Origin of the sequence: Enterobacter sp. 301B, from assembly GCF_003850715.1 — a bacterium.
Classification (GTDB): Bacteria; Pseudomonadota; Gammaproteobacteria; order Enterobacterales; family Enterobacteriaceae; genus Enterobacter; species Enterobacter intestinihominis.
On sequence record NZ_PQTC01000029.1, the window covers coordinates 1 to 16,546 of the forward strand.

Genomic DNA, 16,546 nt, shown 5'->3' on the forward strand with positions numbered 1-16,546 from the left:
ATTTGCCTGGCGGCTGTAGCGCGGTGGTCCCACCTGACCCCATGCCGAACTCAGAAGTGAAACGCCGTAGCGCCGATGGTAGTGTGGGGTCTCCCCATGTGAGAGTAGGGAACTGCCAGGCATCAAACAAGTGAAGAGGCCATCCGCAAGGATGGCCTTTTTGCGTTTCTGCACCTGCTTCCTTTCCATAAACTAATCACCCATCCCTTCGTATATACGGTAAACTATCCCGGTTTTTGCATCAGGATAGCGTCTATGAATCACTCCCTTAAGCCCTGGAATACCTTTGGTATTCAACGGAATGCTAATCAAATTGTACGTGCCGACAGTGCTCAGCAGTTGCTGAATGCCTGGCAAAACGCAACAGAAAACGGTGAACCCGTACTTATTCTGGGCGAAGGAAGTAATGTCCTGTTTCTCGATGATTTTGCGGGGACGGTAATCGTTAATCGCATCATGGGGATTGAGCGTAAAGAGAGCGCTGACAGCTGGCATTTACACGTGGGTGCTGGCGAAAACTGGCACCATCTGGTGCAATATACCCTTGAAAAAGGGATGCCCGGACTGGAAAACCTGGCCCTCATCCCGGGCTGTGCAGGATCATCTCCTATTCAAAACATCGGTGCCTACGGCATCGAACTGAAAAACGTCTGCGAATATGTCGACTGCATCGAACTGGTTACGGGAAATGCTCAACGCTTAACCGCAGAGCAGTGCCGTTTTGGCTATCGCGACAGCATTTTCAAGCACGACTATCAGGATCGTTTTGTCATTGTGGCCGTTGGCCTGCGTCTGGCGAAAGCATGGAAACCCGTTCTGACTTACGGCGATCTGGCCCGTCTCGATCCGGCTACCGTCACACCGCGTGAGGTTTTTGATTCCGTTTGCCACATGCGAATGACCAAGCTTCCGGACCCGAAAGTGAATGGAAATGCGGGCAGTTTCTTCAAAAATCCGGTGATCGGCAGCGAAAATGCGAAAGCGTTTCTCGCTGGCTGGCCAACGGCCCCGCATTATCCTCAGGCGGATGGCAGCGTGAAGCTGGCCGCAGGCTGGCTTATCGATCAATGTGAATTAAAAGGTACTACGCTTGGTGGCGCTGCTGTTCATCGTCAGCAGGCACTGGTGCTGATCAATCAGTCCAACGCGACAAGTGAGGATGTCGTCAACCTGGCGCATCATGTTCGCCAGCGTGTGGGCGAAAAATTTAACGTCTGGCTGGAGCCTGAAGTTCGCTTTATTGGCCGAACGGGCGAAGTGAATGCCGTGGAGACCATTGCGTGAAGGACAATACTATTCCGTTAACTCTCATCGGTATTCTTGCTGATGGCGAGTTTCATTCTGGCGAGCAGCTGGGCGAACAGCTGGGCATGAGCCGCGCTGCCATCAATAAACATATTCAAACGCTCCGCGACTGGGGCGTGGATGTGTTTACGGTACCGGGAAAAGGCTACAGCCTGCCGGAACCAATCCAGTTACTGAATGAAGAGATCATCCGCAGCCAGATTGGACACGGTAACGTCGCGGTATTGCCGGTCATTGATTCGACGAACCAGTATCTGCTGGATCGCCTGAGCGAGCTGAAATCCGGTGATGCCTGCGTTGCCGAGTACCAACAGGCAGGACGTGGCCGCCGGGGGCGTAAGTGGTTTTCGCCATTTGGTGCCAACCTCTACCTTTCCATGTACTGGCGGCTTGAACAGGGGCCAGCTGCGGCCATCGGGCTGAGCCTGGTCATCGGCATTGTGATGGCAGAGGTGCTGCACGATCTGGGTGCCGATCAGGTGCGGGTAAAATGGCCCAACGATCTGTATCTCAACGATCGAAAGCTGGCGGGGATCCTGGTCGAACTGACAGGAAAAACAGGCGATGCCGCACAGATCGTCATTGGGGCGGGGCTGAACATGGTGATGCGAAACGTGCAGAACGATGTCGTGAACCAGGCCTGGACCAACCTACAGGAAGCGGGGATCACCATCGATCGCAATACGCTTGCCGTCCGCATGATCAATGAGTTGCGTAGTTCGCTGACGCTCTTTGAACAAGAGGGGTTAGCGCCATTCCTGTCCCGCTGGGAAAAGCTGGATAACTTTATTAACCGACCGGTGAAGCTGCTGATTGGGGATAAAGAGATTTACGGCACATCACGCGGCATTGACGCGCAGGGCGCGTTGCTGCTTGAACAGGATGGCGTGATTAAGCCCTGGGTGGGCGGTGAAATTTCATTACGAAGTGCAGAGTAACCCTCTCCCCACAGGGGGAGAGGGTGTAGCAGGTCACTGCGGATACGGCACCCAATCCCCGGCATTCAGTCGGACATAAGGCTTATTCTGATACTGGATCACCACCGCATTGGCGTTTTCCGATACCTCCGCCGTCTGCGGCAGCCCGCTGGTGAGCTGATCCCAGTTCACGCTATCTTCCACAAACAGCTTACCGTCTACAGCGCGAGCAACCAGTTCCGAGATGGCCAGATAGCTGCTTGGCTGGGTGATCTCAACTGGCGCGCCCTGATGCGGTGCCTTCATGCCAAAGAACTTAATCCCGGCCGGAACGTTTGTGATGGACGGGCTTGGGATATCGCGCAGACCAGACACCTGCATCCTGTCGCCTTTCAGCGCTCCACCATGTTCCGGGACCACCACCACCATCACTTTACGGCCTGATTTTTCCAGCTCGTTGAAGAACGCGTTCAGCTCGTCGAAGAACTTCTGCGCACGGGCCTTATAATCGGCCGTTTTACTTACGCCGGGATAATGGTTCCCGTCGTGAAGCGGCAGCGTATTATAGAACGTCGCGCTACGCGTCCCTTCCTCTTTACCGACGGTGTCGAACCAGCGCTGAAGTACGGCGGTATCGTCATAGACCGGCGAGCCATCGAAGCCCAGTAACGTCACTGGCAGCCCTTTCTGGTCCATCAGTGGGGCCTGCATGCCACCCTGTTCACGCACTTCTTTCAGGAAGTTACCGAACTGACCGTTATGGCCCATCATCAGGTGTTGGGTAAAGCCCAGTTTTGCCAGGTTATCAAACAGGTAACACTGGTTAGCTGCCGGCTGGTAGAGGTTCTTATGCGAGGGCTGCCCACAGCTCGCGCGCAGTAGGCGGATAGCCGCTGGGCCGCTGTACGACGTGGCCGAGTTGAAGTCTTTGAACTGAATATCGAAATGCGACCACAGCGGGTGCGACATCAAACCAGCCGCGTCAACGTCAGCCCAGGACAGAGAACAGATGTTAATGACCAGCAACTCAAACGGCTGAGCATCGGCAGGCAGCGCGTCCGGGAATTTCGTCTGACGCTTATCTTCCGCAGCGTAAAAACTGGAGAGCCACGCGTTCAGGTTCGTAGATGTCGGCGGCGCCGTCTGCGCTGGAATATCCCCAACCACAGGCGTATCCCCTGCTGTCGCGACGGTAGCGGCGGCGGAACCGCCCGTGGTGGTTACGGTTGTCGTCGGCTGACCGGCTGGCCACAGCGAGAAGCTCGGGCCCGTCAGCGTCAGTACGTTTAGCCAGATCATAATCGCGACGACAAACACCGTCACCCGGATCCACTGAGACAGGAACAGCCAGGCAACCAGCAGGACAAATACCGCGCCAATCATCTGCCAGTTAATAAAGCGCTCAACCAGATCGAGCATATAGTCCGCACTGAAACCTGCGACCTGGGAACCCTGGCTCATAATGCTTTCGGGGCCGGGTAGCCAGGTATCATGCCAGAACAGGGCGAAACCGATAGGGATAGCAATCCAGTGACGTATACGGTGCAGCCTGAGGTTCGGGATTGGCATCAGCAGGAATGCCATAAACACCAGATTAAGCAGCGGGTGGAAATTAAGATAGCCTGCCCACAGCAGACCAAACTTCACCAGAAAGTAGAAATTCCAGCCGGACAGACCGCGCCAGTATTGCCAGAGTGGCGATGGCGCCGAAGAGGTATAGGTAGAATTAGTCATGTTTTCGGTTTGCCTTGACGTTTGAAGCGCGAGTCAGTGTTCCGGCGGGTTTAATATAGCGAGGTTTGACGAACAGTAATCTGATCGTATCGCGAATACGGCGCAGGGAATGGCGTGCATAGTAGCCAAGCGGCAAAAAAATCAGCGCGCACAGAACAACCAGTTGGATGATATCGCTGATATTCATAATGGAACGCTCTCCTTGTTCTCATCCATTAAGCGTAGCGGCTCAGGAACCCGACGCCATACATGCCCGTCATGTTTCGCGTTCAGAACCGGTTTGGCACCACTTGTTACAGGCAACGGTTTGGCCCATTTTTCAGGTGCCAGGGCTCGCATCTGGACAAGCTCAGCGCTGATCAAATTATCTTCAAACCAGACCATGCGGTTCGAGAAAATATCCCCGGTAGGCAGCGGGAAGATATGGTTCAGGGCGGTATCCAGATCGTTCACCCGACAGAAGGAGAGGAACAGCACCAGGCGATTATCGCCAATGGTCATGATATCCCCGATACGATTAGGGCGGCACAAGGTGAGCGCCTGCTCAACGCGAATGCCCGGCACAGGACGCAGGGCAACCATCACCCCTTTTCCGTCTGCCGGTAAAAGCGTATTGCTCATCATGTTGCCCACCGCATCGCAGAAGGTGTCCCATTTCTGGTAGCCGCGCAGTTTCATCGGCTGCGTCATTGAAAGCAGGGTGCTGATATCTTCCGGAACATATCGATTAAACTGCTGACCCTGAATGCTTTCGATCAGCGTCAGACAGCGCGACAGGGGAGCATTCCAGGGAATGACCATATTCGCGCCGCAGCCCAGTAATAAGCGCTCATCGGTGGCGCGCAGGCTGGTATTATTTTCACGTACCACGATTTTTAATGCGCTGCCGCGCTGGCGACGTAATGTGTGAATGTGCCGTGCCAGCGTTTCGATTTGGTTATTCTGGATCAACGAGAAGATAATGGTCGCCGCCTGCGTGGTGCGCGCCTCATCAAATAAGGCCTCGTTAGTTTCGAACAGTGACCAATGCTCAGACAGTGCAGGCGCACCTTCCAGTACCGCAATATGACTCAGAACGCGCTTTTCATCACTGCGTGGCTGAACCACCGTCTCTTCCTGTTGAGCAAGATGCCACTCGTCCCCGTCATTTTTGAGGGTAAGCTGCTGTCGGGAGCTCACCCCTTTTTCATTGCACCAGAAAGCCACGTCGTAAAGATGGCTGTCAGTCTGGACACGAATACTGGCCAGGCCATAGAGGGAACGGTATTCACTCATTAAAAGTGAAAAAAGTTTGTCGTTATTACTGCCCGGGTTAACAACCAATAAGGTGCAATTTTGATTTTTTGCCCATCTGCTGATTCTTCCCAGCCATTTCAGCAGTTTTTCAGACGGGATATTTTGTAGACCGTTTTGAGAACATTTAAGAATCAGTAAATAGTGTTCAGGAACAATAGAGCACTGAATATCGCGGGGCAAAAAGTATAAACTGTCGGCCTCCGCTGGCATGGAAAATAATCGTACTGTCTGGGGTCCACGGTCAGTTTCGAGCCTGATGATTGACTTTGGCTCATCGCCCATCGTAATGACGGCCACGCGGTAATCCTTACCCTGCGCCGCTATCGTCTGGTTTACCAGACTGATGGCATCTTCATTACGATCCGTATTAACCCACCAGACTCCTCCGACTGGCATGTGGCGCAATTCGTCCCATAATGACTGGATGCCAATAGAAAATATGGAGTCCACGGTGTCCCTCTTTTCGTCGAATTTCTATGTCTCTCAGTTTACTAGCGAAAGCGTAGAAATAAACCTAACATTGAAATTAAAGAACATCAGATTTAGCATGTAAATGAAATTTCGTGGGCAGGACGCCTCGCTGCATCTGAATCTTATGATTTTACTCAAAGGGATGAAATAAGAATGCAAAATAACGAACCCGCAACTCCAGTCGACCCAAGCCTGGGTTACACATTCCAAAACGATTTTCTGGCGCTCACGCAGGCTTTTTCATTGCCTGAAATAGATTACACCGATATTTCCCAGCGGGAACAGTTGGCTGCGGCTATTAAACGTTGGCCGTTATTAGCTGAGTTTGCCCAACAACAATAAGGAAGCCATTGATGGCCGTACTAGGATTACAGGGCGTCCGTGGTGGAGTGGGTACAACTTCCGTAACCGCGGCGCTGGCGTGGTCATTACAGGTTTTAGGTGAATCAGTACTGGTTATTGATGCCTGCTCCGATAATTTGCTGCGCATGTCATTCAATGTCGACTTTACGCATGAAAACGGCTGGGGGCGTGCGCTTCTGGACGATAAAGACTGGCGGGATGCGGGTTTGCGCTATACCTCCCAGCTCGATTTGCTTCCCTTTGGTCAGATGACGGAAACCGAACGCGGGAATGAAGCTGCGTTTCAGCGCCTGTTCTCTCGCTTCACCACCGCTTTGCAGAGTCTGAAAGAGAGCGGACACTATCAGTGGATCCTGCTGGACCTGCCGCACGGCGCCGCGTCGCTGACCCGCCAGCTTCTGTCGCAGTGCGACCATGTGCTCTCCATTGCGAACGTAGATGCGAATTGTCATATCCGTCTGCATCAACAGGCAATGCCTGCCAATGCCCATATTCTGATTAACGATCTGCGCATTGGCAGCCAGATCCAGGACGATCTGTACCAGGTCTGGCTCCAGAGTCAGCGCCGCCTGTTGCCAATGGTTATTCATCGTGACGAAGCGATGGCGGAGTGCCTCGCTTCCAAACAACCGCTTGGGGAGTACCGTAGTGATTCACTGGCGGCAGAAGAGATCCTGACGCTGGCCAACTGGTGTCTGCTGCACTTTGCTAAACGGCCGGAGCCTGCCGGGAGTTCAGTATGAGCCGCCTGACCAACTGGTTGCTCATCCCGCCGGTCAGTTCGCGCTTAAGTGAACGCTACCGCCATTACCGTCATCATGGCGCCTCATCGCTGAGCGCTGCGCTGGGCTGCTTCTGGATGATTCTGGCGTGGATGTTCATCCCCCTCGAACATCCACGCTGGCAACGTATTCGTGCGCGCCACGGTGAACTCTATCCGCATATCAACCCTGACAAGCCGCGTCCGCTCGATCCCGCGCGCTACGCTATACAGTCCATCTGGCTTCTGGCGACCTCAACGGGTGCGGAGAAAAAAACGTCCCGCTGGCGCAGCTTCGATCGCGTGCAGAACTTACGTGAACACTATCACCAGTGGCTTAACCGGCTACCCGACCGGGTTGGCGATAGAACAGGTCATTTAGATAATCACAAAGAGCTCGGGCACCTTCACCCGGGCTTACGGCGTTTTATTCTCGGCGTGGTGGTGGTGTTCTCGCTCATACTGGCGCTGGTCTGTATTACCCAGCCCTTCAACCCGCTGGCACAGTTTACCTTCCTGATCCTGCTGTGGGGCGTGGCGCTGCTGGTGCGGTGCATTCCGGGGCGTTTTTCTGCCCTGATGCTGATCGTGCTGTCGCTGACCGTTTCCTGCCGCTACATCTGGTGGCGATATACCTCAACGCTGAACTGGGACGATCCGGTCAGCCTGGTGTGTGGGTTAGTGCTGCTGTTCGCTGAGACCTACGCCTGGATCGTGCTGGTGCTGGGTTACTTCCAGGTTATCTGGCCGCTGAATCGACAGCCGGTGCCGCTGCCAAAAGACACGACCCAGTGGCCAACGGTGGACCTCTTCGTGCCGACCTACAACGAAGACCTGTCGGTGGTGAAAAACACCATTTACGCCGCGCTGGGTATCGACTGGCCGAAGGATAAAATCAAAATCTGGATCCTCGATGACGGTGGCCGCGCCGAGTTCCGCCAGTTCGCGGACGAAGTAGGGGTCGAGTACATCGCCCGTACCACGCATGAACACGCTAAGGCCGGTAACATCAACAATGCGCTGAAATATGCCAAAGGGGAGTTCGTCTCTATTTTCGACTGCGACCACGTGCCAACGCGCTCGTTCCTGCAAATGACCATGGGCTGGTTCCTGAAGGAGAAAGAGCTGGCGATGATGCAGACGCCGCACCACTTCTTCTCGCCGGACCCGTTTGAACGTAACCTCGGTCGTTTTCGTAAAACCCCGAACGAGGGCACACTGTTCTATGGTCTGGTGCAGGACGGGAACGACATGTGGGACGCAACATTCTTCTGCGGCTCCTGTGCGGTGATCCGCCGTAAACCGCTGGATGAAATTGGCGGGATCGCCGTCGAGACGGTCAGGGAAGATGCGCACACTTCGCTGCGTCTGCACCGTCTTGGCTATACCTCCGCCTACATGCGCATTCCTCAGGCGGCGGGGCTGGCCACGGAATCCCTGTCGGCGCACATCGGCCAGCGTATTCGCTGGGCGCGCGGCATGGTGCAAATTTTCCGCCTCGATAACCCGCTGATGGGTAAAGGACTGAAACTGGCGCAACGGCTGTGCTACGTCAACGCCATGTTCCACTTCCTGTCGGGTATTCCACGGCTTATCTTCCTCACTGCGCCGCTGGCGTTCCTGCTTCTTCACGCTTACATCATCTATGCGCCTGCGCTGATGATTGCCCTGTTCGTTCTGCCGCACATGATCCACGCCAGCCTGACGAACTCGAAGATTCAGGGGAAATATCGCCATTCGTTCTGGAGTGAAATCTACGAAACGGTGCTGGCCTGGTATATCGCGCCGCCAACCATGGTGGCGCTGATTAACCCGCATAAAGGGAAATTCAACGTCACCGCGAAGGGCGGGCTGGTGGAAGAGGAGTATGTCGACTGGGTGATCTCCCGGCCCTATATCTTCCTGGTGCTGCTGAATATTGTGGGCGTGATTGTTGGGGTCTGGCGCTACTTCTACGGCCCGGAAAACGAAATTCTGACGGTCTTCGTGAGTATGGCGTGGGTGTTTTATAACCTGATTATCCTCGGTGGCGCGGTGGCGGTATCAGTGGAGAGCAAACAGGTTCGCCGCGCGCATCGCGTCGAAATCAGCATGCCAGCGGCCATTGCCCGCGACGATGGACATCTCTTCTCCTGTACCGTACATGACTTTTCGGATGGCGGTCTGGGTATCAAGATCAACGGTCAGGCGAAGGTGCTTGAGGGGCAGAAGGTCAACCTATTGCTTAAGCGCGGCCAGCAGGAGTATGTCTTCCCGACGCAGGTGGTGCGTGTGAGAGGAAATGAAGTGGGTCTGCAACTGATGCCGCTGACTAAAAAGCAACACATTGATTTTGTGCAGTGTACGTTTGCCCGCGCGGATACGTGGGCTCTCTGGCAGGACAGCTTCCCTGAGGATAAGCCTCTGGAAAGCCTGCTGGATATTCTTAAGCTGGGGTTCCGTGGCTATCGTCACCTTGCAGAATTTGCCCCGTCGTCGGTGAAATTAATTTTCCGGTCACTTACTTCACTGGTTTCCTGGGTCGTGTCGTTCATTCCGCGTCGACCTGAGCGAGATGAAGCGAAGCAGGCGGACCCGGTTATGGCTCAACAATGATGATAACGCGATGAAAACAAAACTTTCCTGGTTATGTGCAGTGGCAATGGGGATGAGTGCGCTCCCTGCAACAGTGGCTAACGCGGCGCCTGATAACGCAGCGACCACACCCGCGCCAACGGTGCCTGTCGTCGCGCAAGCGACCGATCCGGTAGTGACGGCGGCGCCGGGGCAGACGGAAAACGTCGTCCCGAATCAGCCGACGACGGGGAATACGCTGCCCGCCGACAACCCGGTGGTTGGGCAGGTTATGCCTGGCGTGCCGGGAGCCAGTGCACCGGTGGTTGCGGAAAATACGCCGTCGCGTGACGTTAAGCTGACGTTCGCCCAGATCGCGCCTCCTCCGGGCAGCATGGTTCTGCGCGGCATCAACCCAAATGGCGGTGTCGAATTCGGTATGCGTAGCGATGAAGTTGTGTCGAAAGCGATGCTCAACCTGGAATACACGCCATCGCCGTCGCTGCTGCCGGTGCAATCCCAGCTTAAGGTCTATCTGAATGATGAGCTGATGGACGTCCTGCCCGTCACCAAAGAGCAACTGGGTAAGAAAACCCTGGCTCAGGTGCCGATTAACCCGCTGTTTATCACCGACTTTAACCGCGTGCGTCTGGAATTTGTCGGCCATTACCGCGATGTCTGTGAAAACCCGGCCAGCAGCACCCTGTGGCTGGATGTTGGTCGTAACTCTTCGCTTCAGATGACCTATCAGCCGCTGGCGTTGAAAAACGATCTCTCCGCCTTCCCGGTGCCGTTCTTCGACCCGCGTGATAACCGTCCACTGAACCTGCCAATGGTGTTTGCGGGCTCTCCTGATGTGACCGAACAGCTGGCGGCCTCTATCGTGGCATCCTGGTTTGGTTCCCGCTCCGGCTGGCGTGGCCAGAGTTTCCCGGTTATGTACGACAAAATGCCGGACAAAAACGCGATTGTGTTTGCCACCAACGCCAAACGCCCGGCATACCTGCGGGACCATCCAGAGGTGAAAGCGCCCACCATCGAGATGATCAGCCATCCGGACAATCCGTACGTGAAGCTGCTGGTGATCTTCGGGCGTGATGATAAAGATCTGGTGCAGGCGGCAAAAGGCATTGCGCAGGGCAATATCCTGTTCCGCGGTAATAGCGTCGTGGTGGATGAGGTGAAACCGCTGCTGGCACGTAAGCCTTATGATGCGCCGAACTGGGTCCGCACCGACCGCGCGATTACCTTCGGCGAGCTGAAAACCTATGAAGAGCAATTGCAGTCAACCGGGCTTGAACCTTCTCCTGTCAGCCTGTCGCTGAACCTGCCGCCGGATCTCTATCTGCTGCGCACCAACGGTATTGATATCAACCTGAACTACCGTTACACCGCGCCGGTAACCAAAGACAGCTCGCGCATGGATATCAGCCTCAACAACCAGTTCCTGCAATCCTTCAGCCTGACCAGCAGCCAGGAGACAAACCGGTTGATGCTTCGTCTGCCTGTATTGCAGGGGCTGCTGGATGGCAAAACCGATGTGTCGATCCCGGCGCTGAAGCTCGGTGCGGTGAACCAGCTGCGGTTTAACTTCCAGTACATGAACCCGATGCCGGGTGGATCGGTGGAAAACTGTATTACCTTCCAGCCGGTGCAAAACCACGTGGTGATTGGTGATGATTCCACAATCGACTTCTCGAAGTATTACCACTTTATCGCGATGCCGGATCTGCGTGCGTTTGCTAACGCCAGTTTCCCGTTCAGCCGCATGGCTGATCTCTCTGAATCGATTGTCGTGATGCCAAAAGCGGCCAACGAAGGCCAGGTTGCCACGCTGCTGGACACCATGGGCACCGTCGGGGCGCAAACCGGCTTACCGGCTATCAACGTGACGGTGACGGATGACGGTAGCCAGATCCAGAACAAAGATGCCGATATCATGGTCATCGGCAACATTCCGGACAAGCTGAAAGACGAGAAGCGCGTCGATCTGCTGGTGCAGGCGGCTCAGTCATGGGTCAACACGCCGCTGCGTCAGACCGAGTTCCCAAGCATCATGCCGGACAGCGGCGATCGTCAGGCCAATATCAGGACGACCGTAAGCTCAACGGGTCCGATGGCTGCGATTGTCGGCTTCCAGTCTCCGTATAACGACCAGCGCAGCGTGATCGCCCTGCTGGCGGACAGCCCGCGCGGCTATGAGCTGCTCAACACGGCCATGAACGACAGCGGTAAACGGGCGGCAATGTTCGGTTCCGTCTCGGTGATCCGTGAGTCGGGGGTAAACAGCCTGCGCGTGGGGGATGTCTACTACGTCGGTCATCTCCCGTGGTTCGAACGCCTGTGGTACGCCCTCTCTAACCACCCGGTGCTGCTGGCCGTGCTGGCTGCGCTCAGCGTTGTATTGCTGGCATGGGTATTGTGGCGTCTGCTGCGAATCATCAGCCGTCGTCGTCTTAACCCGGACCATGAGTAAGCCGTGATGAAAATCTTTCGCGGGTGTGTAGTCGCAGCGTTGATGCTGGCGGCGGCGAATCTGCATGCCGCCTGTCGCTGGCCTGCCTGGGAGACGTTCAAGCAGGATTATATGAGCGAAAGTGGGCGCGTCATTGATCCCAGTGACGCGCGCAAAATCACCACCTCCGAAGGGCAAAGCTATGGACTGTTCTTTGCCCTGGCAGCAAACGATCGCAAGACGTTTGATCTGCTGCTGACATGGACGCGCGATAACCTTGCCGAGGGGGATTTAGCCCAACATCTCCCAGCGTGGCTGTGGGGGAAAAAGGACGACAACACCTGGGCGGTTATCGACCCTAACTCCGCGTCCGATGCCGATATCTGGATTGCCTGGTCGCTGCTGGAAGCCGGGCGGCTGTGGAAAAATCCCGATTACACGCGCACGGGTAAGGCGCTGTTGACGCGCATTGCGAGTGAGGAAGTGGTGAAGGTGCCGGGGCTGGGTTCTATGCTGCTGCCGGGAAAAGTCGGTTTTGCCGAAGAGAGTGTCTGGCGCTTCAACCCCAGCTACCTGCCGCCGCAGCTTGCGAGCTATTTCACCCGTTTCGGCGCACCGTGGACAACGCTCCGTGAAACCAACCTGCGTCTGCTGCTGGAGACCGCGCCAAAAGGATTTTCCCCGAACTGGGTGAAATACCAGAAAAAGGGCGGCTGGCAGTTGAAGCAGGATACGACCCTGATCGGCAGTTACGATGCGATTCGCGTCTATCTGTGGGTAGGGATGATGAACGATAACGATCCGCAAAAAGCCCGGCTACTGGCGCGTTTCAAGCCCATGGCGACCACCACAATCAAACAAGGCTTACCGCCGGAAAAAGTGGACGTAGCGACCGGGAAACGTACCGGAGATGGGCCGGTAGGGTTTTCTGCCTCCCTGCTTCCATTTTTACAAGAACGGGACGCGCAGGCGGTGCAACGCCAGCGTGTCGCCGATCGTTTTCCCGATAACAATGCTTATTACAGCTACGTTCTGACCCTCTTTGGACAAGGGTGGGATCAGCATCGTTTTCGTTTCACCGCGCAAGGTGAATTACTACCGGATTGGGGCCAGGAATGCGCACGTTCACACTAAATCTACTCGCCTTATCGCTTGGCCTGGCGCTCATGCCCCTGGCCCAGGCCGCCAACTCCCCGCAGCAGAGACAGCTGCTGGAACAGGTTCGTCTGGGGGAATCCACCCAGCGTGAGGATTTGGTGCGCCAGTCGCTCTATCGCCTTGAGCTGATCGACCCCAACAACCCGGACGTGATTGCCGCTCGCTTCCGCTACCTGTTACGACAGGGGGATACGGCGGGCGCGCAAAAAGAGCTGGATCGCCTGAAAGGAATGGCACCCGATTCCAGTGCGTACCAGTCTTCCCGTACGACCATGCTGCTCTCCACGCCGGATGGTCGCCAGGCCCTCCAGCAGGCTCGCCTGCTCGCCACCACCGGGCACACGCAGGAAGCTATTGCCGCGTATGACAAACTGTTTGACGGTAATCCGCCCAGCGGCGACATCGCGACGGAGTACTGGAACGTGGTGGCGAAAGAGCCTGCCCGCCGCAATCTGGCCATTAATCAGCTGAAGAAAATCAACGCCAGCAGTCCGGGCAACGCCCCGCTACAGGCTTCGCTGGCGCAGCTTCTGTTCCAGAGCGGACGGCGTGATGAAGGGTTTGCGGTGTTACAGGAGATGGCCAAATCGAACAATGGCCGCAGTCAGGCGTCGGACATGTGGTACCAGCAGATCAAAGATCAGCCGGCCAGCAGCGCCAGCGTTACCGCGCTGCAACAATACCTGAGCGTGTTCAGCGATGGCGATAACGTGACGGCGGCGCGCGCCCAGCTTGAAGCGCAGCAAAAACAGCTCGCCGATCCGGCGTTTCGCGCCAAAGCCGAAGGGTTAGCCGCAGTGGATGCCGGGCAGGGAAGTAAAGCGGTAACGGAGTTGCAGAAAGCAGTCAGCGCCAACCACGCCGACAGTGAAGCCGTAGGCGCGCTGGGGCAGGCCTATTCGCAGAAAGGCGATCGCGCCCGCGCGGTTGCGCAGTTTGAAAAGGCGATCGCCCTCGATCCGCAGAGCGACAACCGGGGCAAATGGGACAGCCTGCTGAAGGTTAACCGATACTGGCTGCTGATCCAGCAGGGTGATAACGCCCTGAAAGCCAACAAGACAGCCCAGGCGGAACGCTATTATCAGCAGGCGCGCAACATTGACAATACGGACAGCTACGCGGTCCTGGGGCTGGGTGACGCGGCGGCGGCGCGGAAAGATAACGACGCGGCTGAACGCTATTATCGCCAGGCATTGCGGATGGACAGCGGCAACAGCAACGCGGTACGCGGTCTTGCCAATATTTATCGCGAGCAGTCTCCGGAGAAGGCGACGCAGTTTATTCAGTCGCTCTCTGCCAGCCAGCGCCGCAGCATTGATGATATTGAACGTAGCCTGACGAACGAGCAGCTCTCGGCTCAGGCTGAACAGCTGGAAAGCCAGGGAAACTATGCGCAGGCCGCAGAAATTCAGCGCCGACGCCTTGCGCTTTCCCCGGGCGACGTGTGGATCACCTACCGGCTATCACGCGATCTGTATAGCGCGGGTCAGCGCAGCCAAGCGGATAACCTGATGCGTCAGCTGGCAAGCCAGAAACCGGGCGATCCGGATCAGGTTTACGCCAGCGGGCTGTACCTGTCCGGTAACGATCGGGACCGGGCCGCGCTGGCGCATCTGAACACGCTGCCGCGCGACAAGTGGAACGGCAACATCCAGGCGCTGGCGGACCGCCTGCAAAGTAATCAGGTGCTGGAAACCGCCAACCGCCTGCGCGACAGTGGAAAAGAGCAGGAGGCGGAAGCGCTGCTTCGCCAGCAGCCCCCGTCCACCCGTATTGACTTAACGCTGGCAGACTGGGCTGAACAGCGTGGCGATCACGAGGCCGCGAAAACCGCCTACAACACCGTCCTGCAACGGGAACCGCAGAACGAAGACGCAATTCTCGGCCTGACCGAAGTCAATCTTGCTCAGGGCAACAGGGACGCCGCTCGCGCTGAGCTGGCGAAACTGCCCGCGGCACAAAACGGCGAACCGCTCTCCCTCAATATGCAGCGCCGGATCGCCATGGCGCAGGCCGGTCTGGGCGATTCAGCCGCGGCAGAAAAGACCTTCAACGCCATTGTTCCTCAGGCAAAATCGCAGCCGCCTTCTATGGAAAGTGCGCTGGTGATACGTGATGCCGCCCGCTTCCAGGCACAAAATGGTCAGCCTCAGCAGGCGCTGGACACCTGGAAGGATGCGATGGTCTCATCGGGCATCACGACGACCCGTCCAACCGATAACGACAGCTTTACGCGGCTCACGCGTAACGATGAGAAAGATGACTGGCTGAAGCGCGGCGTGCGCAGCGATGCAGGCGATCTTTATCGTCAGCAGGATCTGAACGTCACGCTGCAACACGACTACTGGGGATCCAGCGGCACGGGGGGCTATTCCGACCTGAAAGCGCACACCACTATGCTCCAGGTGGATGCGCCGCTATCGGATGGCCGCATGTTCTTCCGTAGCGATCTGGTCAATATGAACGCCGGTTCCTTTGATACGGACAATGGAACCTACGATCCAACGTGGGGTACCTGCGCCGAAACGCCATGTCACGGCAGCACGAACCAGTCGGCCAACGGCGCCAGCGTGGCCGTCGGCTGGCAGAACAAAACCTGGGCGTGGGACATCGGTACAACGCCGATGGGCTTCGACGTGGTCGATGTGGTGGGCAGCCTGAGCTACAGCAACGACTTGGGGCCGATTGGCTACACCCTGAACGCCCATCGTCGTCCGATTTCCAGCTCTGTGCTGGCCTTCGCCGGGCAAAAAGATCCTAATACCGACACCACCTGGGGCGGCGTGCGTGCTACCGGTGGCGGCGTGAGCATGAGCTACGACAAAGGCGAAGCTAACGGGATCTGGTCAAGCCTGAGTGCCGACAGCCTCACCGGGAAGAATGTCGAAGATAACTGGCGGGTCCGCTGGATGACCGGCTATTACTACAAGCTTATCAATCAGAACAACGAGCGTCTGACGGTCGGTGTGTCCAACATGCTCTGGCATTACGATAAGGATTTAAGTGGCTATTCGCTGGGCCAGGGCGGTTACTACAGTCCCCAGGAGTATGTGTCGTTCGCCTTACCGGTGAACTGGCGTAAACGCACAGAGAACTGGTCATGGGAGCTGGGCGGTTCCGTCTCATGGTCCCATTCAAAAACAAAGGATGTGATGCGTTATCCGTTGCAGGGGCTGATCCCGGACAATGAGCCAGGCCGTTATACCGATAAAGGTGTGATGGGAACCGGAAGTAGCTCGTCAGGGACGGGTTATACCGCAAGGGCGATTGTTGAACGCCGTGTGACGTCCAACTGGTTTGTCGGTCTGGGCGTCGATATTCAGGAAGCGAAAGACTATACCCCGAGCCATGCGCTGCTCTATGTTCGGTATTCTGCCGCAGGCTGGCAGGGTGATATGGACTTACCGCCGGAACCGCTGGTGCCTTATGCAGACTGGTGATCGGATTTTTGCTTAATCTAATTGTAAGTCTCTCTTAAAAGTGCAGCTATCGGGTATACTCGGGCGCACCAGGTTTACGCCCTGGTGCGCCCTG

10 protein-coding genes, 1 rRNA gene and 1 pseudogene are annotated in these 16,546 nt (G+C 56.3%); 9 read left to right on the forward strand and 3 right to left on the reverse strand.

The features are described 5' to 3' along the window. The first annotated feature begins 5 nt into the window (after positions 1-5). The 3 genes from rrf to birA all read left to right on the forward strand — a co-directional run bounded on the left by rrf (position 6) and on the right by birA (position 2,243). Positions 6-121 (forward strand): 5S ribosomal RNA (gene rrf, locus C3451_RS21245). A gap of 134 nt (positions 122-255) precedes the next feature. Then, positions 256-1,284: a UDP-N-acetylmuramate dehydrogenase gene (gene murB / locus C3451_RS21250; protein WP_045622440.1), complete on the forward strand. Its 1,029-nt coding sequence runs from the start codon at positions 256-258 to the stop codon at positions 1,282-1,284. Then, entirely contained in the window at positions 1,281-2,243 is a 963-nt protein-coding gene (gene birA / locus C3451_RS21255) for a bifunctional biotin--[acetyl-CoA-carboxylase] ligase/biotin operon repressor BirA (RefSeq protein ID WP_003861169.1), read from the forward strand. The genes murB and birA overlap by 4 nt, the downstream gene beginning before the upstream one ends. A gap of 33 nt (positions 2,244-2,276) precedes the next feature. On the opposite strand, the gene bcsG is transcribed toward birA, so the two are convergent. From bcsG to bcsE, 3 genes are read right to left on the reverse strand one after another with little or no spacing between them, the layout of a single operon-like run. Beyond that, on the reverse strand, positions 2,277-3,956 hold the full coding sequence (bcsG, locus tag C3451_RS21260; protein ID WP_023298844.1) for a cellulose biosynthesis protein BcsG: 1,680 nt from the start codon (positions 3,954-3,956) through the stop codon (positions 2,277-2,279). Then, a complete protein-coding gene (gene bcsF / locus C3451_RS21265) occupies positions 3,949-4,143 on the reverse strand; it encodes a cellulose biosynthesis protein BcsF (RefSeq protein WP_022649733.1) in 195 nt (64 codons plus the stop codon). The genes bcsG and bcsF overlap by 8 nt, the downstream gene beginning before the upstream one ends. Further along, complete coding sequence (gene bcsE, locus C3451_RS21270; protein ID WP_038416896.1) at positions 4,140-5,702, reverse strand: cellulose biosynthesis c-di-GMP-binding protein BcsE; 1,563 nt, start codon at positions 5,700-5,702, stop codon at positions 4,140-4,142. The genes bcsF and bcsE overlap by 4 nt, the downstream gene beginning before the upstream one ends. 174 nt (positions 5,703-5,876) lie before the next feature. Here bcsE and bcsR point away from each other — a divergent pair. The 6 genes and pseudogenes from bcsR to bcsC form a co-directional block, all read left to right on the forward strand. Further along, a pseudogene (gene bcsR, locus C3451_RS21275) lies at positions 5,877-6,073 on the forward strand (cellulose biosynthesis protein BcsR); the annotation flags it as partial. Positions 6,074-6,076: 3 nt separating this feature from the next. Then, entirely contained in the window at positions 6,077-6,829 is a 753-nt protein-coding gene (gene bcsQ / locus C3451_RS21280; RefSeq protein WP_023298843.1) for a cellulose biosynthesis protein BcsQ, read from the forward strand. Then, entirely contained in the window at positions 6,826-9,441 is a 2,616-nt protein-coding gene (gene bcsA / locus C3451_RS21285) for a UDP-forming cellulose synthase catalytic subunit (RefSeq protein ID WP_063139455.1), read from the forward strand. Before bcsQ ends, bcsA begins: the two co-directional genes overlap by 4 nt. Before the next feature lie 10 nt (positions 9,442-9,451). After that, positions 9,452-11,875 (forward strand): cellulose biosynthesis cyclic di-GMP-binding regulatory protein BcsB, encoded by a 2,424-nt coding sequence (gene bcsB / locus C3451_RS21290; protein WP_124304403.1) that lies wholly within the window; start codon positions 9,452-9,454, stop codon positions 11,873-11,875. Positions 11,876-11,881: 6 nt separating this feature from the next. After that, positions 11,882-12,988, forward strand: a complete 1,107-nt coding sequence (gene bcsZ, locus C3451_RS21295; RefSeq protein WP_045622444.1) for a cellulose synthase complex periplasmic endoglucanase BcsZ — start codon at positions 11,882-11,884, stop codon at positions 12,986-12,988. Then, complete coding sequence (gene bcsC / locus C3451_RS21300; protein ID WP_045622446.1) at positions 12,970-16,452, forward strand: cellulose synthase complex outer membrane protein BcsC; 3,483 nt, start codon at positions 12,970-12,972, stop codon at positions 16,450-16,452. Before bcsZ ends, bcsC begins: the two co-directional genes overlap by 19 nt. Positions 16,453-16,546 lie beyond the last annotated feature (94 nt).

Excerpts from the sequence above, each read along its gene's own strand:
- bcsZ (WP_045622444.1), top strand. The coding sequence starts at position 11,882 with ATGAAAATCTTTCGCGGGTGTGTAGTCGCAGCGTTGATGCTGGCGGCG.
- bcsC (WP_045622446.1), top strand. The coding sequence starts at position 12,970 with ATGCGCACGTTCACACTAAATCTACTCGCCTTATCGCTTGGCCTGGCG.
- bcsG (WP_023298844.1), bottom strand. The coding sequence starts at position 3,956 with ATGACTAATTCTACCTATACCTCTTCGGCGCCATCGCCACTCTGGCAA.
- bcsQ (WP_023298843.1), top strand. The coding sequence starts at position 6,077 with ATGGCCGTACTAGGATTACAGGGCGTCCGTGGTGGAGTGGGTACAACT.
- bcsA (WP_063139455.1), top strand. The coding sequence starts at position 6,826 with ATGAGCCGCCTGACCAACTGGTTGCTCATCCCGCCGGTCAGTTCGCGC.
- murB (WP_045622440.1), top strand. The coding sequence starts at position 256 with ATGAATCACTCCCTTAAGCCCTGGAATACCTTTGGTATTCAACGGAAT.
- bcsF (WP_022649733.1), bottom strand. The coding sequence starts at position 4,143 with ATGAATATCAGCGATATCATCCAACTGGTTGTTCTGTGCGCGCTGATT.
- bcsB (WP_124304403.1), top strand. The coding sequence starts at position 9,452 with ATGAAAACAAAACTTTCCTGGTTATGTGCAGTGGCAATGGGGATGAGT.